The organism is Streptomyces sp. DG2A-72, from assembly GCF_030499575.1.
Lineage (GTDB): Bacteria > Actinomycetota > Actinomycetes > Streptomycetales > Streptomycetaceae > Streptomyces.
On record NZ_JASTLC010000001.1, the window covers coordinates 8,683,012 to 8,707,711 of the forward strand.

General features: G+C 69.6%; 22 protein-coding genes and 1 pseudogene. 7 read left to right on the top strand and 16 right to left on the bottom strand.

Translation table 11 applies throughout. The features are described from left to right. Both QQY66_RS41275 and QQY66_RS41280 read left to right on the top strand, forming a co-directional pair. A complete protein-coding gene (locus QQY66_RS41275) occupies positions 1 to 1,473 on the top strand; it encodes a DNA-3-methyladenine glycosylase 2 family protein (RefSeq protein ID WP_301987664.1) in 1,473 nt (490 codons plus the stop codon). A gap of 10 nt (positions 1,474 to 1,483) precedes the next feature. Continuing rightward, positions 1,484 to 1,966 (top strand): methylated-DNA--[protein]-cysteine S-methyltransferase, encoded by a 483-nt coding sequence (locus tag QQY66_RS41280; protein ID WP_301985530.1) that lies wholly within the window; start codon positions 1,484 to 1,486, stop codon positions 1,964 to 1,966. 15 nt (positions 1,967 to 1,981) lie between these two features. Here the strand turns inward: QQY66_RS41280 and QQY66_RS41285 are convergent, their stop codons facing one another. The 3 genes from QQY66_RS41285 to QQY66_RS41295 form a co-directional block, all read right to left on the bottom strand. Then, a complete protein-coding gene (locus QQY66_RS41285) occupies positions 1,982 to 2,710 on the bottom strand; it encodes a Sir2 family NAD-dependent protein deacetylase (RefSeq protein ID WP_301985531.1) in 729 nt (242 codons plus the stop codon). Between the two features lie 117 nt (positions 2,711 to 2,827). Further along, positions 2,828 to 3,319: an NUDIX hydrolase gene (locus QQY66_RS41290; protein ID WP_301985532.1), complete on the bottom strand. Its 492-nt coding sequence runs from the start codon at positions 3,317 to 3,319 to the stop codon at positions 2,828 to 2,830. Positions 3,320 to 3,417: 98 nt separating this feature from the next. Continuing rightward, complete coding sequence (locus tag QQY66_RS41295; RefSeq protein ID WP_301985533.1) at positions 3,418 to 4,488, bottom strand: ADP-ribosylglycohydrolase family protein; 1,071 nt, start codon at positions 4,486 to 4,488, stop codon at positions 3,418 to 3,420. Positions 4,489 to 4,667: 179 nt separating this feature from the next. On the opposite strand from QQY66_RS41295, the gene QQY66_RS41300 reads away from it, so the two are divergent. Further along, on the top strand, positions 4,668 to 5,819 hold the full coding sequence (locus QQY66_RS41300; RefSeq protein ID WP_301985534.1) for a glycerate kinase: 1,152 nt from the start codon (positions 4,668 to 4,670) through the stop codon (positions 5,817 to 5,819). Between the two features lie 86 nt (positions 5,820 to 5,905). Here the strand turns inward: QQY66_RS41300 and pssA are convergent, their stop codons facing one another. Together pssA and QQY66_RS41310 are read right to left on the bottom strand one after the other, a co-directional pair. Then, positions 5,906 to 6,727 (bottom strand): CDP-diacylglycerol--serine O-phosphatidyltransferase, encoded by an 822-nt coding sequence (gene pssA / locus QQY66_RS41305; protein ID WP_301987665.1) that lies wholly within the window; start codon positions 6,725 to 6,727, stop codon positions 5,906 to 5,908. Between the two features lie 22 nt (positions 6,728 to 6,749). Next, positions 6,750 to 7,406 (bottom strand): phosphatidylserine decarboxylase, encoded by a 657-nt coding sequence (locus tag QQY66_RS41310; protein ID WP_301985535.1) that lies wholly within the window; start codon positions 7,404 to 7,406, stop codon positions 6,750 to 6,752. A 2-nt stretch (positions 7,407 to 7,408) separates the two neighbouring features. Here QQY66_RS41310 and QQY66_RS41315 point away from each other — a divergent pair, with 2 nt between their 5' ends. After that, positions 7,409 to 7,531 carry a hypothetical protein gene (locus QQY66_RS41315; RefSeq protein ID WP_301985536.1) on the top strand — a complete coding sequence of 41 codons (123 nt, stop codon included), beginning with the start codon at positions 7,409 to 7,411 and terminating at the stop codon, positions 7,529 to 7,531. A gap of 46 nt (positions 7,532 to 7,577) precedes the next feature. Here QQY66_RS41315 and QQY66_RS41320 read toward each other — a convergent pair whose 3' ends face one another. The 7 genes from QQY66_RS41320 to QQY66_RS41350 all read right to left on the bottom strand — a co-directional run bounded on the left by QQY66_RS41320 (position 7,578) and on the right by QQY66_RS41350 (position 16,831). Next, positions 7,578 to 8,783, bottom strand: a complete 1,206-nt coding sequence (locus QQY66_RS41320) for an acyl-CoA dehydrogenase family protein (protein ID WP_301985538.1) — start codon at positions 8,781 to 8,783, stop codon at positions 7,578 to 7,580. Positions 8,784 to 8,785: 2 nt separating this feature from the next. Beyond that, positions 8,786 to 9,298: a MaoC family dehydratase gene (locus tag QQY66_RS41325; RefSeq protein WP_301985539.1), complete on the bottom strand. Its 513-nt coding sequence runs from the start codon at positions 9,296 to 9,298 to the stop codon at positions 8,786 to 8,788. A 5-nt stretch (positions 9,299 to 9,303) separates the two neighbouring features. After that, entirely contained in the window at positions 9,304 to 10,266 is a 963-nt protein-coding gene (locus QQY66_RS41330) for a CoA ester lyase (RefSeq protein ID WP_301985540.1), read from the bottom strand. Then, the gene (locus tag QQY66_RS41335; protein ID WP_301985541.1) at positions 10,263 to 12,290 is read right to left on the bottom strand and encodes a protein meaA; all 2,028 of its coding nucleotides are present in this window, start codon (positions 12,288 to 12,290) and stop codon (positions 10,263 to 10,265) included. Before QQY66_RS41335 ends, QQY66_RS41330 begins: the two co-directional genes overlap by 4 nt. 9 nt (positions 12,291 to 12,299) lie before the next feature. Further along, the gene (gene ccrA / locus QQY66_RS41340; protein ID WP_301985542.1) at positions 12,300 to 13,643 is read right to left on the bottom strand and encodes a crotonyl-CoA carboxylase/reductase; all 1,344 of its coding nucleotides are present in this window, start codon (positions 13,641 to 13,643) and stop codon (positions 12,300 to 12,302) included. Between the two features lie 409 nt (positions 13,644 to 14,052). After that, positions 14,053 to 14,865, bottom strand: coding sequence for a TetR family transcriptional regulator (locus QQY66_RS41345; protein ID WP_301985543.1), 813 nt, complete (start codon positions 14,863 to 14,865; stop codon positions 14,053 to 14,055). Between the two features lie 160 nt (positions 14,866 to 15,025). Next, positions 15,026 to 16,831 (bottom strand): 3-hydroxyacyl-CoA dehydrogenase family protein, encoded by a 1,806-nt coding sequence (locus QQY66_RS41350; RefSeq protein WP_301985544.1) that lies wholly within the window; start codon positions 16,829 to 16,831, stop codon positions 15,026 to 15,028. 372 nt (positions 16,832 to 17,203) lie between these two features. Here QQY66_RS41350 and QQY66_RS41355 point away from each other — a divergent pair, with 372 nt between their 5' ends. Further along, positions 17,204 to 17,779 carry an adenylosuccinate lyase gene (locus tag QQY66_RS41355; RefSeq protein ID WP_301985545.1) on the top strand — a complete coding sequence of 192 codons (576 nt, stop codon included), beginning with the start codon at positions 17,204 to 17,206 and terminating at the stop codon, positions 17,777 to 17,779. Between the two features lie 4 nt (positions 17,780 to 17,783). Here QQY66_RS41355 and QQY66_RS41360 read toward each other — a convergent pair. From QQY66_RS41360 to QQY66_RS41375, 4 genes and pseudogenes are all read right to left on the bottom strand, one after another. After that, positions 17,784 to 18,214, bottom strand: a pseudogene (locus QQY66_RS41360) (N-acetyltransferase family protein). Positions 18,215 to 18,234: 20 nt separating this feature from the next. After that, positions 18,235 to 18,633 (bottom strand): RidA family protein, encoded by a 399-nt coding sequence (locus QQY66_RS41365; protein WP_301985546.1) that lies wholly within the window; start codon positions 18,631 to 18,633, stop codon positions 18,235 to 18,237. Between the two features lie 50 nt (positions 18,634 to 18,683). Next, positions 18,684 to 20,255 carry an alpha/beta hydrolase gene (locus tag QQY66_RS41370; RefSeq protein WP_301985547.1) on the bottom strand — a complete coding sequence of 524 codons (1,572 nt, stop codon included), beginning with the start codon at positions 20,253 to 20,255 and terminating at the stop codon, positions 18,684 to 18,686. A gap of 136 nt (positions 20,256 to 20,391) precedes the next feature. Beyond that, the gene (locus QQY66_RS41375) at positions 20,392 to 21,429 is read right to left on the bottom strand and encodes an Rv2578c family radical SAM protein (protein ID WP_301985548.1); all 1,038 of its coding nucleotides are present in this window, start codon (positions 21,427 to 21,429) and stop codon (positions 20,392 to 20,394) included. A 169-nt stretch (positions 21,430 to 21,598) separates the two neighbouring features. Here QQY66_RS41375 and QQY66_RS41380 point away from each other — a divergent pair, with 169 nt between their 5' ends. Together QQY66_RS41380 and QQY66_RS41385 are read left to right on the top strand one after the other, a co-directional pair. After that, positions 21,599 to 22,042 carry an SRPBCC family protein gene (locus QQY66_RS41380; protein WP_301985549.1) on the top strand — a complete coding sequence of 148 codons (444 nt, stop codon included), beginning with the start codon at positions 21,599 to 21,601 and terminating at the stop codon, positions 22,040 to 22,042. A gap of 179 nt (positions 22,043 to 22,221) precedes the next feature. Further along, complete coding sequence (locus QQY66_RS41385) at positions 22,222 to 24,612, top strand: MFS transporter (protein WP_301985550.1); 2,391 nt, start codon at positions 22,222 to 22,224, stop codon at positions 24,610 to 24,612. Positions 24,613 to 24,700: the final 88 nt, after the last annotated feature.

Sequence of the window (24,700 nt, forward strand, 5' to 3'; positions counted from 1 at the left end):
ATGCACACCGACTGGGAGCGGTGCGTGCGCGCCGTCCAGTCCAAGGACGCGCGTTTCGACGGCTGGTTCTTCACGGCCGTCGTCACCACCCGTATCTACTGCCGGCCCAGCTGCCCCGTCGTGCCGCCCAAGCCGGAGAACATGACCTTCTACCCCAGCGCTGCCGCCTGCCAGCAGGCCGGCTTCCGGGCCTGCAAGCGCTGCCGCCCCGACACCAGCCCCGGCTCACCGGAGTGGAACCAGCGCGCCGACCTCGTGGCCCGCGCGATGCGCCTGATCGCCGACGGTGTGGTGGACCGCGAGGGCGTCCCCGGCCTCGCCGCCCGCCTCGGCTACAGCACCCGCCAGGTCGAACGCCAGCTCCTGGCCGAACTGGGCGCGGGCCCGCTCGCCGTGGCCCGCGCCCAACGCGCCCAGACGGCAAGGCTGTTGATCGAGACGACCCCACTGCCGATGGCGGAGATCGCCTTCGCGGCGGGCTTCTCCTCCATCCGCACCTTCAACGACACCGTGCGCGAGGTCTTCGCCCTCTCCCCGAGCGAGCTGCGCACCCGCGTGCCCATGTCTCGCGGCGCTCAGGGCACGCCGGGCGTGCTGACCCTCCGCCTCCCCTTCCGCGCCCCCCTCAACCCCAACAACCTCTTCGGCCACCTCGCGGCCACCGCCGTACCCGGGGTGGAGGAGTGGCGGGACGGCGCGTACCGCCGGACGCTCAGACTGCCGTACGGCCATGGCATCGTCTCCCTGGCTCCCGAGCCGGACCACATCGCCTGCCGTCTCACCCTCAGTGACCTGCGTGACCTGCCCGTCGCGATCAGCCGGTGCCGCCGCATGCTGGACCTGGACGCGGACCCGGTCGCGGTGGACGAGCAGCTCCGCGCGGACCCGGTCCTGACGCCCCTCGTCGACAAGGCTCCCGGCCGCCGTGTCCCGCGCACCGTGGACGAGGCCGAGTTCGCGATCCGCGCGGTCCTCGGCCAACAAGTTTCCACCGCGGCGGCCCGCACGCACGCGGCCCGCATCGTCACCGCCCACGGCGAGCAGGTGGACGACCCGGAGGGCGGCCTGACTCACCTGTTCCCGTCGCCTCAGGCACTGGCCGCGTTGGACCCGGAGTCGCTGGCGATGCCGCGCACCCGCCGTACCACCTTCACGACGTTGGTCCGCGAACTCGCCGACGGCAAGCTGCACTTGGGCGTGGACAACGAGTGGACGGAAACCCGTTCCCGCCTGCTGTCCCTGCCGGGCTTCGGCCCCTGGACGGTCGACGTCATCGCCATGCGCGCCCTCGGCGACCCCGACGCGTTCCTCCCCACGGACCTCGGAATCCGCCGCGCGGCCCAGGAGCTGGGCCTGCCTTCCACTCCCGCGGCACTCACGGCACGGGCGGCGGCCTGGGCGCCGTGGCGGGCGTACGCGGTCCAGTACCTGTGGGCGACCGACAGCCACCCGATCAACTTCCTTCCTGTCTAAGGACTTTGCAGTGAAGCAGCACACCGTGATCGACAGCCCGTACGGCCCCCTGACCCTCGTCGCCGACGACGGCACCCTCTGCGGCCTCTACATGACCGGCCAACGCCACCGCCCACCGGAGGAGTCCTTCGGTACGCGAGAGGACACCCTGTTCTCCGAAGCCGAGGACCAGCTGAAGGCGTACTTCGCAGGCGAGCTGAAGGAGTTCACCCTCGAACTCCGCCTGCACGGCACACCGTTCCAACGCACCGTCTGGGACCAGCTCCGCAAGATCCCCTACGGCGAGACTCGCTCCTACGGCGACCTCGCCGACGCCCTCGGCAACCCCGGCGCCTCCCGCGCCGTCGGCCTCGCCAACGGCAAGAACCCCATCGGCATCATCGTCCCCTGCCACCGCGTCGTAGGCGCGGGCGGCAGCCTCACCGGCTACGGCGGCGGCTTGGAACGCAAGCGGCGGCTGCTGGAGTTCGAGGGCGGGGCGGCGCTGTTCTGACCACCCAAGCGGCAGTCAATCGGTACCCACCGTGCGCAGCAGCTGTGGCAGTGCTGTGCCGATGGGCTCGCGGATGACGTCGTCGGCGAGTTCGTCGTACGGCGTCGGCTCGGCGTTGACGATGACGAGCCGTGCGCCGTGATCGGCGGCGACGCCGGCTAGTCCTGCCGCGGGCTGGACCTGGAGGCTGCTGCCGACGGCGATGAAGACCTGGCAGGCCTTGGTGATGGCGAGGGCCTCGCCGAGGACGACCGGGTCGAGCCGCTCGCCGAACATGACGGTGGCCGACTTGAGGATGCCGCCGCACTCCAGGCACGGCGGGTCTTCTTCGCCGGCCTCGACACGGGCGATCGCGTCCTCCATCGGGCCCCGGGCCTGGCACCCGGTGCACACGAAACTGCGCGCGCTGCCATGGAGCTCGAGCACCTTGCGGGCGGGCATTCCGGCGAGCTGGTGGAGCCCGTCGACGTTCTGCGTGATGACCCTGACCGGCACTCCGGACTTCTCCAGCTCGGCCACGGCCCGGTGCGCCGCGTTGGGCTCGGCCTTCAGCGTCCGGTTCTTGCGCCGCATCTGCCACGAACGGCGCCGGATCTCCGGGTCGCCCATGTAGTACTCGTACGTCACGAGCTTCTCGGCCTCCGGATCTCGCCGCCACAGCCCGTTGGGGCCGCGATAGTCAGGGATTCCTGAGTCGGTGGAGATACCGGCGCCACTGAGGATGGCGACGAGAGGCTTGGTCATGGCACCGAGAGTAGGACGGGGGCGCCGGTGGCGGCGACCGGGTATCGGGGGCGGTGCGTGAGGTGGACGCGAAATCCCGGGATGTCGAGGGCTGAGAGCCCGAGCCCGTCCCGTCCGTCAGCCCACGCGGTGGCCGTTCTCCAGTTCCGCCGTGCCCGAGCCGTCCGCCAGGACGTCCAGAGCGGCCAGGACGCGGCGGCCCAGGGAGCCCGGCAGATGGGCGGTGAGTTCCTCGCGGGGGACGAGGCGCCAGGACAGGAGTTCCTCTTCTTGCAGGCGGATGGACTTCAGGTCGTCCTCGCCGAGGACGCCGCCGTCGTAGAGGTAGGCCACGAGCGGAGGGTGGGCCGTGCCGTGCACCCAGTCCACCGCCAGCAGGCGGCCGAGTTCGACGTCGAGGCCGATCTCCTCGGCGGTCTCGCGGCGCGCGCCCTGCCGTGGGGTCTCCCCGTCGTCGGACTCGATCGTGCCGCCGGGAAGCGCCCAGCCCTCACGGTAGTTCGGCTCGACGAGCAGCACCCGGCCCTCGGCGTCGAGGAAGAGAGCGGCGGCCCCGGCGAGGACACGGGGCAGGCCCGCGATGTACGTGGCGAAGTCTGGAGTGGTCACGCAGGAAGGGTAACCAGCTGCCCAGCCGCGCCCCGGGCGCAAACCGGGTCGACAGCCTGAAGGCCGGCACGGCATACGCGGACGCCGCGCCCTGATCCTCACTCGCCGTCGGCCAACTGCACCGTCCGCTCCGCCAGTTCGCTGATCCGTACCCCGTCGAAGCCGAACACCGCACTGCGGACCGTGTCCTCCAGCGGCTCCTTCCACTGCTCCGGAATCGCGTCCGCACCGGTCAGCACACCGGCCACCGAACCCGCGGTCGCGCCGTTGGAGTCGGTGTCCAGGCCGCCGCGGACGGTGAGGGTGATGGTGCGGGTGAAGTCGCCGTCGCCGTACAGGAGCCCGGCGGTGAGCACCGCGGCGTTCGGGACGGTGTGGATCCAGCCCAGCCCGGCGGTCTCCTCGGACACGGTGGTGAGCGTGTCCTCCCAGGTCATCCGGGTGTCGTGCAGCGAGACGACACGGCGTACGGTGCGGGCCGTGCGGCTGCTCGCCGGGATCACGGCCAGCGCCTCGTCCACGGCGTGCCGCACCGTGGGCGCGGTGAACGCCGCCGCGATCAGCGCGGCCGCCCACATCGCGCCGTACACGCCGTTGCCGGTGTGGGACAGCACCGCGTCCCGGCGGGCGAGGGAGGCGGCGCGGCGGGGGACGCCGGGGCAGGTCCAGCCGTAGATGTCGGCGCGGATGAGGGCGCCGATCCACTCCTGGTACGGGTTGTCGACGGTGGCGGTCAGGGGCGGCTTGAGCCCGTTGGCGAGGTTCCGGTACGCCGCCCGCTCGGCCGTGAACGTCTGCAGATACGGCATGCGCAGCAGCCACAGGTCGCCGACCTGCTCGGTGCTGAAGCCGAAGCCGTGGGTCTCCAGGAGGTCGAGGCCGAGGATCGCGTAGTCGACGTCGTCGTCACGGCAGCTGCCGTGGATACGGCCCCGGACGCACTGGCGCCACTCGGGCCGCAGCTCGAAGCCGTCGCTCTCGTCGACCGGCTCGGGCAGATAGTCGGTGAGGGGCAGGGCGGCGGCCTGCCGCAGATATCGGTCGATACGGTCCCGCGTCCACAGATCGCCCTGCTCGACCGGCTTGCCGAGCATGTTGCCCGCGATCCGGCCCAGCCAGCCCCCGAGGATGCGGTCCGCGAGCTCGTGCTCAGTGCCCACAGGGGTCATAGGACCGGTCTACCCAATTCCGGGCGCGCCCGCTCGGGGTCGGGTGCTCGCACAGCGCGTTCCCAGCGGTGTCCCAGGCTCCGGTCGGGGCATGACGGCGGGGGGTTCCTCCGGTTAAGGTCACAGCGGCGCGACTGGCCTTGACATGTGCGAGGCCCGTAGAGCAAGGGGATGCAAAGGTGGCGAACGCTGCAGGCAGGGGGACCCAGAGGGTCCTCATCGCCGCGGACAAGTTCAAGGGGTCACTGACGGCCGTCCAGGTCGCCGAGCGGGTGACGGCCGGGCTGCGCAAGGTCGTGCCGAGCCTCCAGGTCGAGGCGCTGCCGGTCGCCGACGGCGGCGACGGAACGGTCGACGCGGCGGTCGCGGCCGGGTTCGAGCGGCGTGAGCTACGGGTCGCGGGCCCCCTCGGCAACGAGGTGACGGCCGCGTTCGCGCTGCGCGGTGACACCGCGGTCGTGGAGATGGCCGAGGCCAGCGGGCTGCAGCGGTTGCCGGCCGGCGTCTTCGCGCCGCTCACGGCATCGACGTACGGCTCCGGCGAGCTGTTGCGGGCCGCGCTGGACGCGGGCGCCCGCACGATCGTGTTCGGCGTCGGCGGCAGCGCGACCACGGACGGGGGTGCCGGGATGCTGTCCGCGCTCGGCGCGCGCTTCCTGGACGCGGACGGGGAGCCGCTGTCTCCGGGCGGCGGCGGACTGGCCGACCTGGTGTCGGCCGACCTGTCGGGCCTGGATCCGCGTCTCGGCGAGGTCGAGCTGGTGCTCGCCAGCGATGTCGACAACCCGCTGACCGGGCCGAAGGGGGCACCGGCGGTGTACGGCCCGCAGAAGGGCGCCTCCCCGGACGACGTACAGACGCTGGACGAGGCCCTCGCGCACTACGCCAAGACCCTGGAGTCGGCGATCGGCCCGAAGGCGGCCGAGTACGCCGCGTCGCCCGGCGCGGGCGCGGCCGGCGGCATCGGCTACGGCGCGCTGATCGTCGGCGCCCGCTTCCGCCCCGGCATCGAGGTCATGCTCGACGTCCTCGGCTTCGCACCCGCCCTGGACCGCGCCGACCTGGTGATCACCGGCGAGGGCTCCCTCGACGAGCAGACCCTGCACGGCAAGGCCCCGGCCGGGGTCGCCGCGGCGGCACGCGCGGAGGGCAAGGAGGTCGTCGCGGTGTGCGGCCGTCTCGCGCTTCCGCCGGAGGCGCTGGGGCGGGCCGGGATCCGCCGGGCGTATCCGTTGACGGATGTCGAGTCGGATGTGGCGAAGTGCATCGCGGATGCGGGGCCGATTCTGGAGCGGGTGGCTGAGTCCATCGCGCGGGACTTCCTGACCTGACCTCCACGATGAACGTGGAAGGCCCCGGATCCTGGGATCCGGGGCCTTCCACGTCATACGACCCTCAAGCAGTCGTCATACCGCCGCTAGGGGAGTTGCGCCGCCCGTGCCTCACGCCGGTTGTCGCGGAAGTTGTTCACCCGGCGGGCCGTGGCGAACAGCGGGATCACCGCGCCCATGACGAGCTGCAGGGCGCAGCCGGTCTGCAGGAGGAGCTGGCCGCTGGGGGCGTCGAACGCCCAGGCGGTCAGGAGGCCCATGGAGACGACGATCCAGGACAGCATCGCCACGGCGAGGCGACCCCGCGGCTTGGGGTACTCGACCCGGCTGACCATCAGCCACGCGGTGCCGAGGATCGCCAGCAGCGTCGCCACGAAGGGCAGCTCAAGGAGCACGATCGAGACCACCGTCAGCGCCCCGAAGGGGCTCGGCATGCCCTGGAACATGCCGTTCGTCGGTGTCACGCACGAGAAGCGGGCAAGCCGCAGCACCACCGCCAAGAGCACCACGACCGCTCCGACCGCGGCCACCTTCTGGTACGCGTCGTCCGCGACCATGCCGTAGACCAGGACGAAGTACGCCGGGGCCAGGCCGAAGCTGATCAGGTCCGAGAGGTTGTCCAGCTCGGCGCCCATGGGGGAGGAGCGCAGCTTGCGCGCCACCAGGCCGTCGAACAGGTCGAAGACCGCCGCGCACAGCATCAGGATGACCGCCGTGGCCGCGCTGTTGCGGGCCATGCCGGTTTCCTGGCTGTCGGTGAGGTGCGGGATCAGGATGCCGGTGGTGGTGAAGTACACCGCCATGAAGCCGCACGTGGCGTTGCCGAGGGTGAGGGTGTCCGCTATCGAGAGGCGGAGAGAAAGAGGCATCTCCTCCTCTTCGTCCACCACCTCGTCGGCCTCCGGCACCCAGCCTGCCTGTGTCTCAGGATCAATCACGGTCAATGCGAGTCACCCCAGCCACGGTCTTCTGCCCGACCTCGACCGAGACCTCCACGCCCTCGGGCAGGTAGATGTCGACACGCGAGCCGAAGCGGATCAGGCCGATCCGGTCACCCTGCTCGACCTTCGTGCCCTGGGGCACGTACGGCACGATGCGACGGGCGACCGCGCCGGCGATCTGGATCATTTCGATGTCGCCGAGTTCGGTGTCGAAGTGCCAGACTACGCGCTCGTTGTTCTCGCTCTCCTTGTTGAACGCCGGAACGAACCCGCCGGGGATGTGCTCGACCGACGTCACGGTACCGGCGAGCGGAGCACGGTTGACATGGACGTTGAGCGGGCTCATGAAGATCGCGACGCGGGTACGCCCGTCCTTCCACGGCATGATGCTCTGCACCACACCGTCGGCCGGCGAGATGACCCGGCCCGGGGCGATCTCGCGCTCGGGGTCGCGGAAGAACCACAGCATGCCCGCCGCGAGCGCGGTGGCGGGTACGGCCACGGCCCTGGCGGCGCCGGAGCGGCGCGCGCGGGCCAGGCTGAGGGCTGCGGTGGCGACGGTCGGGAGAAGCCACGGCGATGCTCCGCGCGCGAGGCGTACGCCTGCCAGGCTGTCGCGTGGTGCAGAGGTTTGGCTGTGGGGCATGGATGACCTTCGTAGCGGATGATGCCGCGCTGCGTGAGGGGGACGGCGGCTTTCACGCGATCGTACCGGTCGCGGGCTACAACTGGGCAAGCCAGGAAGCCGAGTCGGCGGCCGAAGAGTGTTGACGGGGTGTGATCTCCTTCGCGAAGAAAACACCCCCAACCCGGACATCTAGCCCTGGAGTCGATACTCTTCGAGCAGCCTGCGACCGATGATCATTTTCTGGATCTCGGCGGTACCTTCACCGATCAGCAGCATCGGAGCCTCTCGGTAGAGGCGCTCGATCTCGTACTCCTTGGAGAAGCCGTAGCCGCCGTGGATCCGGAAGGCGTCCTCCACGACCTCCTTGCAGTACTCGGAGGCGAGGTACTTCGCCATCCCAGCCTCAAGGTCGTTTCGTTCTCCGGAGTCCTTTTTGCGTGCCGCGTTCACCATCATCGCATGCGCGGCCTCGACCTTGGTAGCCATCTCGGCCAGCTTGAACTGGATCGCCTGGTGCTGGGCGATCGGTTTGCCGAAAGTGTGACGCTGCTGGGCGTACTGGACGCCGAGCTCGAAAGCACGCTGAGCGACACCGCAACCACGTGCCGCCACGTTGACGCGGCCGACCTCCACGCCGTCCATCATCTGGTAAAAACCCCGGCCGGTCTCGCCGCCGAGCACACGGTTGGCCGGAATCCGCAGGCCATCCATGATGAGCTCGGTCGTGTCGACGCCCTTGTAGCCCATCTTGTCGATCTTCCCGGGGATGGTCAGGCCGGGGCGGACCTCTCCGAAGCCGGGCTCCTTCTCGACGAGGAAGGTCGTCATCGACTTGTGGGGGGCGGTGCCCTCAGGGTGTCCTTCGTCACTCTTCACGAGGACGGCGACCAGAGTCGACGTACCGCCGTTCGTCAGCCACATCTTCTGGCCGTTCAGGACGTACTCGTCGCCGTCCTTGACCGCCTTCGACGTGATGGCCGACACATCGGAACCCAGCGCCGGCTCCGACATCGAGAAGGCGCCGCGGATCTCACCGGCCGCCATCCTCGGCAGGAAGTAGTCCCTCTGCTCGTCGGTGCCGTGCTGCTTGAGCATGTACGCCACGATGAAGTGCGTGTTGATGATGCCGGACACCGACATCCAGCCGCGTGCGATCTCCTCGACACACAGGGCGTACGTCAGAAGGGACTCGCCCAGGCCGCCGTACTCCTCCGGGATCATCAGGCCGAACAGGCCCAACTCCTTGAGGCCGTCGACGATCTGCTGCGGGTACTCGTCGCGGTGCTCCAGCTCGGTCGCGACCGGGATGATCTCCTTGTCCACGAAGTCGCGGACGGTGGACAGGATCTCCTGCTGGATGTCCGTCAGACCGGCGGTCTGGGCGAGTCGCGCCATGGCTACTTCTCCTGCTGCTTCAGGTCCGGGCGGCCCGGCTGCTCGCCGCCGCGCTCCTTGATGTACGTCTCGGTCGGCACCATGACCTTGCGGCGGAACACGCAGACCAGCGTGCCGTCCTGCTTGTAGCCCTTGGTCTCGACGTGGACGATGCCGCGGTCGTTCTTCGACTTGGACGGCCACTTGTCGAGCACCGTCGTCTGGCCGTAGATCGTGTCGCCGTGGAAGGTCGGCGCCACGTGCTTGAGCGACTCGATCTCCAGGTTGGCGATCGCCTTGCCGGAGATGTCCGGCACGGACATGCCGAGCAGGAGGGAGTAGATGTAGTTCCCGACCACCACGTTCTTGCCGAAGTCCGTCGTGTTCTCGGCGTAGTTGGCGTCCATGTGGAGCGGGTGGTGGTTCATGGTGAGGAGACAGAACAGGTGGTCGTCGTACTCCGTGACCGTCTTGCCCGGCCAGTGCTTGTACGTCGCCCCGACCTCGAACTCCTCGTAGGTGCGTCCGAACTGCATGGCGCTCAGCCCTCCGGAATCTCGAACTTGCTGGTGCGCCGCATGCCGGCCGCGCGGCCCTTGCCGGAGATGACCAGCGCCATCTTGCGGCTGGCCTCGTCGATCATCTCGTCGCCGAGCATCGCCGAGCCCTTCTTGCCGCCCGCCTCGGACGTGTAGTGGTCGTACGCGTCCAGGATCAGCTCGGCGTGGTCGTAGTCCTCCTGCGAGGGCGAGAAGATCTCGTTGGACGCCTCGACCTGGCCCGGGTGCAGCACCCACTTGCCGTCGAAGCCGAGGGCGGCGGCGCGCTGGGCGACCTCGCGGTAGCCGTCGATGTTGCGGATCTGGAGGTAGGGGCCGTCGATCGCCTGGAGGTTGTTGGCGCGGGCGGCCATCAGGATCTTCATCAGGATGTAGTGGTAGGCGTCCGCCGGGTAGCCGGGCGGCTGCTCGCCCACGACCAGCGACTTCATGTTGATCGACGCCATGAAGTCGGCCGGGCCGAAGATGATCGTCTCGACGCGCGGGGAGGCCTGCGCGATCTCGTTGACGTTGTTCAGGCCCTGGGCGTTCTCGATCTGCGCCTCGATGCCGATCTTGCCGACCTCGAAGCCCATCGTCTTCTCGATCTGCGTCAGCAGCAGGTCCAGGGCGACGATCTGCTGGGCGTCCTGGACCTTCGGCAGCATGATGCAGTCCAGGTTCGGGCCCGCGCCCTCGACCACCGTCACGACATCGCGGTACGTCCACTCGGTCGTCCAGTCGTTGACGCGCACGACCCTCGTCTTGCCCGTCCAGTCGCCCTCGTTGAGGAACTTGACGATGGTGTGCCGCGCCTCGGGCTTGGCGAGTGGCGCGCACGCGTCCTCTAGGTCGAGGAATACCTGGTCGGCGGGGAGGCCCTGCGCCTTCTCCAGGAAGCGCGGGTTCGAGCCCGGTACGGCCAGGCAGGAGCGCCGCGGGCGAAGGCGGTTGACGGTCGTCATGCGGGGACCTCCAGGGGGTCGAGCTTGTTCGCTTTCCGGATCTCGTCGACGATGCGGCCGATGATTCCGGTGATGTCGAAGTCCTTCGGGGTGAAGACGGCGGCCACACCCGCCGCCCTCAGCTGCTCGGCGTCGCCATTGGGGATGATCCCACCGGCGATGACAGGTATCTCTGTGGCACCGGCCACATGGAGGCGTTCCAGCACGTCCGGCACCAGCTGAGCGTGCGACCCGGAGAGGATCGACAGGCCCACCGCGTGCACGTCCTCGGCGAGGGCGGCGTCCACGATCTGCTCCGGCGTGAGCCGGATGCCCTGGTACACCACTTCGAAGCCGGCGTCACGCGCGCGTACGGCGATCTGCTCGGCGCCGTTGGAGTGCCCGTCCAGGCCCGGCTTGCCGACCAGGAAGCGGAGCTTGCCGACACCGAGGTCACGGGCGGTCTCGTCCACCCGGCGGCGGACGAGCGCCATCGCGGTGCCCTCCTCGGCGGTCACCGCGACCGGCGCGGAGGACACGCCCGTCGGTGCCCGGAACTCGCCGAACACCTCGCGCAGGGCCCCGGCCCACTCGCCGGTCGTGACCCCGGCGCGGGCGCACTCCAGGGTGGCCTCCATGAGGTTGGCGGTGCCCTTCGCGGCCTCCTTCAGCTTCTCCAGCGCCTTGCAGGGGCGCGGGTGGTTGAAGGGCGGCTGGTAGCGGGTGTCACGCCAGTGCGCCAGGGCGTTCACGACGCGCGCCTCGACAGCGGGGTCGACCGTATGGATCGCGGCGTCGAGGTCGGCCGTGAGCGGGTTCGGTTCGGTCGACTCGTAGATGTTGACGCCGACGATCTTCTCCCGGCCGGACTCGATACGAGCACGGCGCTCCGCGTGGGACGCCACGAGCTGCGACTTGAGATAGCCCGACTCGACGGCGGCCATCGCGCCGCCCATCTCCTGGATCCGGTCGATCTCCGCGAGGGACTCCTCGACGAGCTTCACGACCTTCGCCTCGATGACGTGCGAGCCCTCGAAGATGTCCTCGTACTCCAGCAGGTTGCTCTCATGGGCGAGCACCTGCTGGATGCGCAGCGACCACTGCTGGTCCCAGGGGCGGGGCAGACCCAATGCCTCGTTCCAGGCGGGGAGTTGGACGGCACGCGCGCGTGCGTCCTTCGAGAGGGTCACGGCCAGCATCTCCAGCACGATCCGCTGGACGTTGTTCTCCGGCTGCGCCTCGGTCAGGCCGAGGGAGTTGACCTGGACGCCGTACCGGAAACGGCGCTGCTTGGGGTTCTCGATGCCGTACCGCTCGCGCGTGATCTCGTCCCAGATCCGGCCGAACGCCCGCATCTTGCACATCTCCTCGATGAAGCGGACGCCCGCGTTCACGAAGAAGGAGATACGGGCGACGACATCGCCCATGCGTTCCTGCGGCACCTGGCCGCTGTCGCGCACGGCGTCGAGCACGGCGATGGCGGTGGACATCGCGTACGCGATCTCCTGCACCGGCGTGGCGCCCGCCTCCTGCAGGTGGTAGCTGCAGATGTTGATCGGGTTCCACTTGGGGATGTGGGAGACCGTGTACGCGATCATGTCCGTCGTCAGGCGGAGCGACGGCCCCGGCGGGAACACATGCGTCCCCCGCGACAGGTACTCCTTGACGATGTCGTTCTGGGTCGTCCCCTGGAGCTGGGTGATGTCGGCACCCTGCTCCTCCGCGACGACCTGATAGAGCGCCAGCAGCCACATGGCGGTGGCGTTGATCGTCATCGAGGTGTTCATCTGCTCCAGGGGGATGTCCTGGAACAGCCGGCGCATGTCACCGACGTGCGACACCGGGACCCCGACCCGGCCGACCTCGCCACGGGCGAGGATGTGGTCCGGGTCGTAGCCGGTCTGCGTCGGCAGGTCGAACGCCACCGACAGACCCGTCTGGCCCTTGGCGAGGTTGCGCCGGTACAACTCGTTGGACGCCTCGGCGGTGGAGTGACCGGCATAGGTCCGCATGAGCCACGGCCGGTCCTTCTGACGCTCAGTCATGTGCCAACCTCAGATGTTGCGGAAGCGGTTGATGGCGTCGACGTGCTGGGCGCGCTTCTCGTGGTCCCGCACGCCCAGGCCCTCCTCGGGCGCCAGGCACAGGACGCCGACCTTGCCCTGGTGGAGGTTGCGGTGCACGTCGTAGGCGGCCTGCCCGGTCTCCTCCAGGGAGTAGACCTTCGACAGCGTCGGGTGGATCTTGCCCTTCGCGATGAGCCGGTTGGCCTCCCAGGCCTCGCGGTAGTTGGCGAAGTGCGAGCCGATGATCCGCTTCAGGGACATCCACAGGTAGCGGTTGTCGTACTCGTGGTTGTAGCCCGAGGTGGAGGCGCAGGTGACGATCGTGCCGCCCTTGCGGGTGACGTAGACCGAGGCGCCGAAGGTCTCCCGGCCCGGGTGCTCGAAGACGATGTCGACGTCCTCGCCGCCGGTGAGTTCCCGGATGCGCTTGCCGAACCGCTTCCACTCGCGCGGATCCTGGTTGTGCTCGTCCTTCCAGAACTTGTAGCCCTCGGCGGTGCGGTCGATGATCGCCTCGGCGCCCATGGCACGGCAGATGTCGGCCTTCTGCTCGCTGGAGACGACACAGATCGGGTTGGCGCCGCCCGCGAGCGCGAACTGCGTGGCGTAACTGCCGAGTCCGCCGCTCGCGCCCCAGATCAGGACGTTGTCGCCCTGCTTCATGCCGGCCCCGTTGCGGGAGACCAACTGCCGGTAGGCGGTCGAGTTCACCAGACCCGGAGCGGCGGCCTCCTCCCAGCTGAGGTGGTCCGGCTTGGGCATCAGCTGGTTGGACTTGACCAGCGCGATCTCGGCGAGGCCGCCGAAGTTGGTCTCGAAGCCCCAGATGCGCTGCTCGGGGTCGAGCATGGTGTCGTTGTGGCCGTCGGAGGACTCCAGCTCGACCGACAGACAGTGCGCGACGACCTCGTCACCGGGCTGCCAGGCGTTGACGCCCGGGCCGGTGCGCAGGACGACGCCCGCGAGGTCGGAGCCGATGATGTGGTACGGCAGGTCATGGCGCTTGGTGAGCTCGGAGAGCTTGCCGTAGCGCTCCAGGAAACCGAAGGTCGACAGCGGCTCGAAGATCGAGGTCCACACCGAGTTGTAGTTGACCGAGGAGGCCATCACGGCCACCAGGGCCTCACCCGGGCCGAGCTCCGGCACCGGAACGTCGTCCAGGTGGATCGACTTGCGGGGGTCCTTGTCGCGGGTGGTGAGCCCGGCGAACATCTCCGTCTCGTCCTTGTGCACGGTGATCGCGCGGTACGACTCGGGGAGCGGCAGAGCGGCGAAGTCGGCCGGAGTCGAGTCCGGCGACTGGATCGCTTCCAGGATGTCCTTCACGGTCACGGTTTGCCTCCGGCGGTACGCGTCCTGAGGGAGGGACGCTGGGGGTTACGTCGGTGCTGCTGAGGGTTTTGTTGGTTGCCGTCGGTTCGGCGGTGGTGCTTCGGCAGCGCTTTGTGGCGCGGGAGGTTGCCTGTGACGCAGGCGTCCGGGCGCGCAGGCCGGAGGGGCTTGCGGGGACAGCCGACGTACGAAGGGTCTCTGCACGCCGGCCGCCCGGACAACTTCAACGTATGACACCGCGTGTCACCTCGCAAGGCACTGAGTGCCAGAAGTTGCTCTCAGGTGAAATCTTTACGTAACAAATGAGCGATGATCGATCGAATGCCCCATGAAATCTGCTCGAAAAGGGGCTCTGACATGCCAAAACGGCCACCCCGTGGGGTGGCCGTCGTCACGGTGGCGAAGGGGCTCAGTGCTCCTTGAGGGCCTGCTCGATGGTGCGCATGACTTCGTCCAGCGGTGCGTCCGTGCGGGCGACCGTCACCAGCACCTCGCCCTGCGTGGACACCGTCGCGGCGGCAGGCTTCGTGGTCGTGCTGCGCCCGGCTCCGATGCCCGTGCCGAACGTCCTCCGTACGATCGCGAAGGCGTGGTCCAGCTGTGCCTCGACGTCGCCCTGGGCTCCGGCCCGCAGCCAGCGCCGCAGCACATGGTTGTGGGCGGTGACGACGGCGGACGCGGCGACCTCCGCAAGGAGCGGATCGTCGTTGGCGTCGTCGTCGTGCGCGTGCTCGTCGAAGTGGCCCAGGAGATAGCGGGTGAACAGACGCTCGTAGCGGGCCACCGAGGCGATCTCCGCCTCACGCAGGGTGGGCACCTCGCGCGTGAGCTTGTAGCGGGCGACCGAGATCTCCGGCCGGGCCGCGTACATCCGCATGACTTCCTTGATGCCGCGGCACACCGTGTCGAGCGGGTGCTCGTGCGCCGGCGCGGCATTGAGGACCGCCTCGGCACGGATCAACGTGTCGTCGTGGTCGGGGAAGATCGCCTCTTCCTTGGAGCGGAAGTGCCGGAAGAACGTACGGCGGGCGACCCCGGCCCGGGCCGCGATCTCGTCGACGGTGGTCGCCTCGTACCCCTTGGTCGCGAACAGCTCCATCGCCGCGGCCGCCAGTTCCCGGCGCATCTTGAGCCGCTGGGCCGCGGCACGGCTGCCCGCGGCACTCTCCGGCGCGTCGGGCGGCGTGGCTGGTGTACGTGAGGACTTGGCGGGCTGGGGCATGACCCGAACGTACTGCATGTGCGCAGCTTGATGCGCATGTCCCCGGCTTCTCCCGCCCGCCCGGCCCTGGGTTCCCCCGCCCTGGACGAGCGGGGGAACCGCGGCGGGATCGAGCAGGCCGCCCCAGTCCTCGGCGTCCCTGAACCAGTCGCCGGGACGATCAACGCCGGGCATATTCGCGGAAGCCGCGGCCCGTCTTGCGGCCGAGGCAGCCCGCGGCCACCAGGTGCTCCAGGAGCGGCGCCGGGGCAAGGCCCGGGTCGCGGAACTCGCGGTGCAGGACATTCTCGATGGCCAGCGAGACGTCAAGCCCCACGACGTCCAGCAGCTCGAAGGGGCCCATCGGGTAGCCGCCGCCCAGCTTCATCGCCGCGTCGATGTCGTCAAGAGACGCATAGTGCTCCTGCACCATCTTGATCGCGTTGTTGAGGTACGGGAAGAGCAAGGCGTTGACGATGAAGCCGGCTCGGTCGCCGCAGTCCACCGCATGCTTCTTGATCTTGACGCAGACCTCGTGAACCGTCGAGTGGACGTCCTCGGCCGTGAGCACCGTACGGACCACCTCGACCAGCTTCATCGCCGGTGCCGGGTTGAAGAAGTGCATGCCGATCACGTCCTGCGGGCGCGAGGTCGCGCGGGCGCAGGCAACGACCGGCAGTGAGGAGGTCGTCGTCGCGAGGACCGCGCCCGGCTTGCAGACCTTGTCCAGCGTCGCGAACAGCTGCTGCTTGATCTCCAGGTCCTCGGCGACCGCCTCCACGGCCAGGTCGACATCGCCGAAGGAGTCGTACGAGCCCGCCGGGGCGATCCGGTCCAGGGTCTGCGCGGCGGCCTCCGCGGTCATCCGGCCCTTGTCGACAGAGCGCGAAAGCGACTTGCCGATACGGGCCTTGGCGGCCTGTGCCTTCTCCTCGCTGCGGGCGGCGAGGACGACCTCGTACCCGGCCTTGGCGAAGACCTCGGCGATACCGGACGCCATGGTGCCGGAACCGGCGACACCGACGGAACGGACCGGTCGGCCTGGGGTGTCCAGGTCGCCGGTCAGCGGGGTGAGCGTGTCGCGCACGACGCTCGCGCTGCCCTCAGCCTCGTAGGTGTAGAAGCCGCGGCCCGACTTGCGGCCGGTCAGGCCCGCCTCGCTGAGCTGCTTGAGGATCGGGGCGGGGGCGTGCAGGCGGTCGTGGGAGGCGGCGTACATGGCCTCCAGGACCGTACGGGCGGTGTCGATGCCGATCAGGTCCAGCAGCGTGAGCGGGCCCATCGGCAGTCCGCAGCCGAGCTTCATCGCGGCATCGATGTCCTCGCGGGAGGCGTACTTGGCCTCGTACATCGCGGCGGCCTGGTTGAGGTAGCCGAACAGCAGCCCGTCCGCGACGAATCCGGGACGGTCGCCGACCGCGACGGGCTCCTTGCCGAGGTCCAGGGCGAGGTTGGTGACCGCGTCGACGGCGGTGGGCGCGGTCAGCACGGACGAGACGACCTCGACCAGGCGCATCGCCGGGGCCGGGTTGAAGAAGTGCAGGCCCAGCACGCGCTCCGGGTGGGCCGAGTCGGCGGCCAGCCGGGTGACGGAGAGGGCGTTGGTGCCGGTCGCCAGGATCGTCTCGGGCCGGACGATCCCGTCGAGTTCACGGAAGATCTGGTGCTTGATCTCGTACGACTCCGGAGCCACCTCGATGACCAGCTCCGCGTCGGCCGCGGACCGCAGATCGGTGGAGGTGCGGACGCGGGCCAGGACATCGGCGCGCTCCTGCTCGGTCAGCCGGCCGCGCTCCACCGCGCGGGCGGTCGAGGACTCCAGGGCGGCGACGGACCGGGCGGCCGCGGCCTCGCTGATGTCGATGCCGACGACCTCGCGGCCGGCCTTGGCGAGGACCTCGGCGATGCCGGTGCCCATCGTGCCGAGGCCGATGACGGCAATGGTCTTGAGCGGGGACAGAGGGGTGTCGGACAGGGGAGTGGCCATCGCGGGACTCCAGGTGAGGGTGACGACTGGGAGTGCGACCGGGTGCGCCAAGAGGCGCACGCCGGTTGCCGGTTGAGGAGTGCGGGTGTTGCCGGGCTGCGAGCGCACACGCCCGGTGCCGTCACCGCGGGCGTGCACACGCCCGGGGAGCGGCGGATCGACCGGCCCTGTCCCGGAGCCGGGTCGTACTGAGGTACGCGATGTACCGAACCGACCAGCACTCACGACGGCTGCGTCACCAGGCCGTCATAAGCAAGTCCGCGAGTGGGTAACTCGCTCGTCTGAGCTTAACCCGTGGGTAACGAGCGCGCCAGCCCCCCGAGTTTGTGATGTAGGTCCCGGCGCGACGGCGGCGCGTCTACGCTCGGCCTCATGGACGAAGAGTTGCGATCAGTCACGGAGCGCTTACGGCAGGAGTCGGCGGCATCGGCGGCGTACGAGCACCTCGTCGTCACCGACGACCACGACGAACTGGCCGGTGTGCTCACCGCGCCCGGACAGCCGCTGTGGGCCAGGGAGTTGGCGGCCTTCCGGCTGGGGCTGGCCGGTGATCGCCGCGCCTTCGAGGCTCTCGTCCTCCTTCTCAACCACCGCGACCCCCAGCGCTGCGCCTCCGCCGCCCACGCCCTGGCCCGCCTCGGCGACCCCCGCACCGCCCGGGCGGCAGCCGCCCTCGCCACCAACGAACTCCGCGTCGCCTACGCCCTCCACCCGGTACGCCTCCTCACCGCCCTCCGCGCCCCCGAATCCGTACCCGCCCTCATCACCACCCTGGAACGACGCCTCCGCCCTCACGACCCCTACCGCAGGGTCGCCCTCGCCTGCGTAGACGGCCTTGGCACCCTCGGCGACCCCCGCGCGAGACCCGTCCTGAAAGAAGCCCTGGCGCATCCCGCCCTCGCGGAGGCGGCGGTACGGGCGCTGGCACGGATCCCCGAGGAGGGGTGAGCCGTCAGCCCGCAAGCTCCTTCACATACCGCACTTCGGGTACCGCGACACCGGCCACCTCGAAGGGCTCCGCGGAGCCGTCGGTAGAACCGCTGGGCGCGGACGTTGCCCCGGAGGACCCGGAGGAGCATGCGCCGGTACCCGGCGGCTGTGCATCGGCGTACCGACTCCCGGAGAAGAGCCTGCCCGATGCCGGTGCCGAAGGACTGGGAGTCCACGTAGAGCGCGTACAACTCGGCGTCCTCGGTGCGGACTTCGCCGTCCCGGTACGGGCCGTGGCAGGCCCAGCCGGTGATCGCAGAACGCGCGACGGCGCTCGGCGTCCTCCTCGGCACTCAGACCGTCGAGGTGCGACTGGGGCATCAGTCCTCGGTACGCCGTCTGCCGGCCGCGGATGCGGACCTCCGCCACGCGGTCGCAGTCGGCGGGTGTCATCTCTCATAACCGCAGGTCGGTCACGCGGGTATCACTGCGAACGCCTCGATCTCCAGCAGGAATTCGGGCCGGACCAGCGAGGCGACCTGCACGGCGGAGGCGGCCGGGAGGCCGTCGTCGGGTATGTGGGCGGCTCGGGCCGCGCGGATTGCGGGCATGTGGGCCATGTCCGTGACGAAATAGGTGAGTTTGACGACGTCGTCGAAGGTCGCGCCGGCGGCGGCCAGGCAGCGGCGGAGGTTCTCGAAGACCTGGAGGGCCTGGGCGGCCGGGTCGCCTACGCCGACGAGCCTGCCGTCCTCGTCCAGGGCGACCTGGCCGGAGATCGCGACGAAGCGGCCGGTGCCCAGGACGACGTGGCTGTACTGGGTGGCGGGGGCGACTCCGTCGGGGGCGGGGATCCTGGTCAGCTCGGTCATGTGTCCATGGTGGACCATGGGTCTGACAACGCCCGCCCCCGACGGTGCGCTCAGCCGCGGAAGCCGAGCATGCCGTGCAGTGTCGCGCCGCGTGATGCGGTCGACTCCGAGCTCAGCGGCTTCGGATCGGGCAGCGCGGCGCACACCGCGTCGACCTCACCGCCGCTGCGCGGCACCGTGCCGTCGGTCAGATACGCCGCCAGATGCTTGTCCAGGCATGCGTTGCCGCTCAGCGAGATGCCGTGGTTTCCGCCGCCCTGCTCGACCACCAGGCTGGAGCCGCGCAGCAACCGGTGGACCCTCACGCCGCCTTCGTACGGGGTGGCCGCGTCGTCGGTCGCCTGGAACAGCAGCACCGGCGGCAGCTTGTCGTTGGTGACGTCCACGGGGGCCGGCGAGTCCGTCGGCCAGAACGCGCACGGTGCGTTGTACCAGGCGTTGTTCCAGGTCATGAACGGCGCCTTCGCGTACACCGCCCAGTTGTCCTTGCGCCACTGGCTCCAATCGCGCGGCCAGTTGGCGTCACGGCACTGCACCGACGCGTAGATGCTGTAGCCGTTGTCCCCCGCGGGGTCGATGGCCGCGAAGTTCTCGTACGCCTCGACCAGCGGGTCGGCGTTCTTGTCGTTCACGTAGGCCGCGAACGCCTCTGCCAGATAGGGCCAGTAGCCGTTGAAGTAGCCGCCCGGAAGGAAGGTGTCCTCCAACTCGGAGGCGCCCACCTTCCCGTCGGCCGGCTTCTTGGCCAGCGCCGCCCGCATCGCGTACCACTTGGCCTCGATCCTGGCCGGGTCGGTGCCGAGCTTGTACGTCGAGTCGTACTTGGCGACCCACGCCATGAAGGCGCGGTGACGGTCGTTGAAGGCGTAGTCCTGGTCGAGGTTGTTGTCGTACCAGACGCCCGTGGGGTCGACGATCGAGTCCAGGACCAGACGCCGTACGCGCTCCGGGTAGAACTTGCCGTAGACCGCGCCCAGATAGGTGCCGTACGAGTAGCCGAAGTAGTTGATCTGCTTGGCGCCCAGGGCCCGCCGGATCGCGTCCATGTCCTGCACGGCGCTGACCGTGTTGATGTACGGCAGCACATCCGCGTACTTCTGGCCGCAGGCCTTGGCGAAGGACTTGGCGCGGACGAGGTTTGCCTTCTCGATCGCCGGTGAGCTGGGCACGGAGTCCGGTCGCACCGGGTTGAAGTAGCCGGGCGAGCAGTCGAGGGCGGGCTTGCTCTCGCCCACCCCGCGCGGGTCGAAGCCTATGACGTCGTACTGGGCCGAGACCGCCTTGGGCAGTGCGGAGGCGACGAATCCGGCGAGCGTCAGACCACTGCCGCCGGGGCCGCCGGGGTTGACCAGCAGCGGGCCCTGGTACTTCTTCGCGGTGTGCGGGACACGGGACAGGGCGAGGGTGATCTGCCGCCCGTGCGGGTTCGCATGGTCGAGCGGCACCTTGAGGGACGCGCACTGGAGCGTCGGATAGTCGGTGGTGCCGCATTTCTTCCAGGTGAGTTTCGCGGCGAGTGCGGTGTCCGCGGTCCGCGGGGCGCTCGCGTCGGCGGGGACGGCCGTGACGGTCCCGGCCACCACGACGGCGGCGCCGCACAGCACGGCTGCGCGTTTTCTCATGGAGTCCTCCCAGGACGGAGGGGTTTCGGACCGCGAGGGTCACGGTCCACGCCGCATCGTCCCGGAAAGCGCCCCCGGAAGAACGCGTTCTGGCAAGACTCGACCCAATCGGGTCGCGAGAAGCGCCAGAACGCTCCTAAATCAGCGAAAGTTGGGTCGGTTCGGACAGATTCGGTCCTACGGGCTCAGGTTCCCGGATCCGTCGCGGCATGCCCCCGTGCGCGGGGCCGATGCCGTACTCCTGGGCCAGTTCATGGACCTGACGGGTGATCCGGCGCTGGTACCACTTCGGCGCATACGCGCCGGCCGCGTACAGCCGCTCGTAACGACGCACCAGATACGGGTGGTGCCGGCCCAGCCAGGTCATGAACCACTCGCGTGCGCCGGGGCGCAGATGCAGCACCAGCGGCGTGACCGAGGTGGCCCCGGCGGCCGCGATCGCCCGTACGGTCGCCCGGAGCCGGTCCGGACGGTCGCTCAGGAACGGAAGCACCGGCGCCATCAGGACCCCGCACCCGATGCCGTGCTCGCCCAGGGTCCGTACGACGTCCAGCCGGCGCTCCGGCGCGGGCGTGCCCGGCTCGACGGTGCGCCACAGCTCGGGGTCGGTGAAGCCGACCGAGACGGAGATGCCGACGTCCGTCACCCGGGACGCCTGCTTGAGCAGTTCGAGGTCGCGCAGGATCAGCGTGCCCTTGGTCAGGATCGAGAAGGGGTTCGCGTGGTCGCGCAGGGCGGTGAGGATGCCCGGCATCAGGCCGTACCGTCCCTCGGCGCGCTGATAGCAGTCGACGTTCGTGCCCATCGCGATGTGCTCGCCCTGCCAGCGGCGTGAGCCGAGCTGACGGCGCAGCAGCTCAGGGGCGTTCACCTTGACCACGATCTGGGAGTCGAAGTCGATCCCGGTGTCGAGGTCGAGATAGGTGTGCGTCTTGCGGGCGAAGCAGTACACGCACGCGTGCGTGCAGCCCCGATAGGGGTTGACCGTCCAGTCGAAGGACATGCGGGAGACCCCCGGCACCCGGTTGATGATCGAGCGGGCCCGCACCTCGTGGAAGGTGATCCCGCGGAACTCGGGCGTGTCGAAGGTGCGGGTGACCACAGAGTCCGCGCCGAACAGCGCGGCGTCGGTCTGGCTGCCGCCGGACTTCACTGTGAGGTTCTCCCAGCGCATGACGCCTCCTCGGTAGCGGTGCGTCCCGATTGAAACACGTGTTCGAATTATCGGGCAAGGGCAGTTTCTGATCGCTTCGGACGCCCGGGGGCACCCCGATTTGGGCAGCCGGGGAGCGGGGTGGTTGGCTTGCCCCCGCCCCCGAAAAACCAGGTCCTGGAGGAAGTCAATGGCGCAGGTCGAGGCCACTACGGAGCGGATCGTCGCGGCGGACGCGGAGAAGGTGTTCGACGCCCTCGCCGACTACAGCGGCACCCGCGCGAAGCTGCTGCCCGAGCACTTCAGCGAGTACGAGGTGCGCGAGGGCGGCGACGGCGAGGGCACCCTCGTGCACTGGAAGCTCCAGGCCACCAGCAAGCGGGTGCGCGACTGCCTCCTGGAGGTCAGCGAGCCCACCGACGGCGAGCTCGTCGAGAAGGACCACAACTCCACGATGGTCACCACCTGGCGGGTCACCCCGGCCGGCGAGGGCAACTCCCGGGTCGTCGTGCACACCACCTGGAAGGGTGCCGGCGGTATCGGCGGCTTCTTCGAGAAGACCTTCGCACCCAAGGGCCTCGGCCGGATCTACGACGCGGTGCTCGCCAAGCTCGCCACCGAGGTCGAGAAGTAGCTGAAAGTCGAGAAGTAGTTCAAGACGCAGGCCTGTAAAGGCCGTTGGCGTCTCACCGGTTCGAGTGGAACTCCTGACCGGCCGGCATGATGCCGTAACTCGTCGCGCTTGCTCGTAGTTGTCGATTTACGCAGGGATTTGCGTAAAAGCGTGCAGCAGCGCGACGAGGGGAGCGGTACGTGGGCGGGACGAGTCTGGTGCAGGACGAACCGGCCCTGGCACCCCCGCAGACGCCCGCGCCGCCACCGCCTCAGGCGGTCGAACTCAGCCCCCGCCGTGTGCGGTTGGTCTTCCTCGGGCTGCTGCTGGCCCTGCTGCTGGCCGCCCTGGAGCAGATGATCGTCGCCACCGCGCTCCCGAAGATCGTCGGTGAGCTGCACGGCCTGGACAAGATGTCCTGGGCGATCACCGCCTATCTGCTCACCTCCACCGTCGGACTGCCGATCTACGGCAAGCTGGGCGACCTCCTCGGCCGCAAGAGCGTCTTCCAGTTCGCGATCGTCGTCTTCGTCGTCGGCTCCGCACTCGCGGGCCGGGCCGGGACCATGGATCAGCTGATCGCCTACCGCGCCGTCCAGGGCGTCGGCGCGGGCGGGCTCATGATCGGCGTCCAGGCGATCATCGCCGACATCGTGCCGCCCCGGCAGCGCGGCCGCTTCATGGGCCTGATCGGCGCCGCGTTCGGCCTCGCCTCCGTCGCCGGACCGCTGCTGGGCGGCTACTTCACCGACCATCTCTCCTGGCGCTGGTGCTTCTACATCAACGTGCCCTTCGGACTGGTCACGCTGGTCGTCGTCGCCGTCGTACTGAAACTGCCGAAGCCCCAGGCCAAGCCCCGGCTCGACATCCTCGGCTCGCTGCTGCTCGCCACCGCCTCCACCTGCCTTGTGCTGCTGACCAGTTGGGGCGGCACCGAGTACGCCTGGGACTCCCGGGTCATCCTCGGCCTGGGCGCGGGCGCCGCGGTCGCCTCCCTGCTCTTCCTGGTCGCCGAGCACTTCGCGCCCGAACCCCTCATCCCGCTGCGGCTGTTCAAGGACTCCGTCTTCAACATCACCGGCCTGGTGGGCCTCGTGGTCGGAGTCGCGCTGTTCGGCGCCGCCAGCTATCTGCCTACCTTCCTGCAGATGGTGGACGGGGCGAGCGCCACCGAGTCCGGGCTGCTGATGCTGCCCATGATGGGCGGCATCGTCATCGCCTCGATCGTCTCCGGACAGCTCATCAGCCACACCGGCCGCTACAAGATCCACCCGATCCTCGGCGGTGCCCTCTCCGTCGTCGGCATGTGGCTGCTGTCCCGGCTCGACATCGACACACCCCGACTGCACTACAGCATCTGGATGGCCGTCCTCGGCGCCGGCATCGGCATGGTGATGCCCGTGCTGATCCTCGCCGTGCAGAACTCCGTGCGCCCCGCCGATCTCGGCACCGCCACCAGCGCCAACAACTACTTCCGGCAGATCGGCGGCAGCGTCGGCGCCGCCGTCTTCGGCACGCTCTTCGCGGACCGCCTCACCGACTCCCTGACCGGCCGCCTCCCCGCACACGCGGGCGCCGGACTGCCCGACCCCGAGTCGATCACCCCGCAGCTCGTCCACGCGCTGCCACCGGAGCTGCGCGACGCATACATCCGGGCCTACGCCGACGCCATGCCGCGGATCTTCCTCTATCTGGTGCCGGTGCTCGTTCTGGGCCTGTTCATCGCCCTTTTCCTCAAGGAGAAACCCCTGGTGTCCCACAACGCACCCGCCACCGAGACGGAGCCTCCGTACGTGCACGCCCCCGTCCCGCAGGCCCGTTCCCCGTACGCCGCCGGAATCCCCGTCTGCGGCACGGTGCAGCACCCCGACGGGACCGTCGTCCCGCGCGCGGCGCTCACGCTCATCGATGTCGCCGGACAGCAGATCGGGCGGGGCGCGAGCGGTGAGGACGGGCGGTACGCGCTGTCCACGCCCGGGTCGGGGTCGTACGTCCTGATCGCGGCAGCGGGCGGGCATCAGCCGCAGGCCGTCTCCGTGACCGTCGGCGAACGCCCCGTCGACCTGGACGTCGTCCTCGGCGGCGCCGGACGGCTCGCCGGCAGCGTGCTCACCGCCGACGGCACGCCGGTGCGGGAGGCCACCGTCACGCTGACCAACGTGCACGGCGAGGTGGTGGCCAGCACCCGCAGCGGACGCGAGGGCGGGTACGTCATCGGCGAACTGGTCGCCGGTGAGTACACCCTCGCCGCCAGCGCACCCGCCTTCCGGCCCACCGCGCTGCCCGTCACCGTCCAGGCCGCCCGCGAGACCCGCCAGGACATCGAACTCGCCGGCGGTGCCGTGCTGCGCGGCACCGTGCGCGCGAGCGGCGGACGTCCCGTCGACGACGCGCGCGTGACGCTGCTCGACGCGGCGGGCAACGTCGTGGACACGCTGACGACCGGAACCGACGGAACGTTCCGGTTCGTGGACCTGTCGAGCGGCGAGTACACCGTCATCGCCGCCGGCTATCCGCCCGTGGCCACCGTGCTCCAAGTGGCGGGCGGGGGACGGACGGAGCGGGACCTTCAGGTGGGGCACGAGGACTGAAACGTCCGACGGGCGCGGGCCCGTGCGCCGGGGCACTCCGGTTTCGTCAATTCGCGTATTGCCGCACATCGTGAGCGGTCACCGCCGT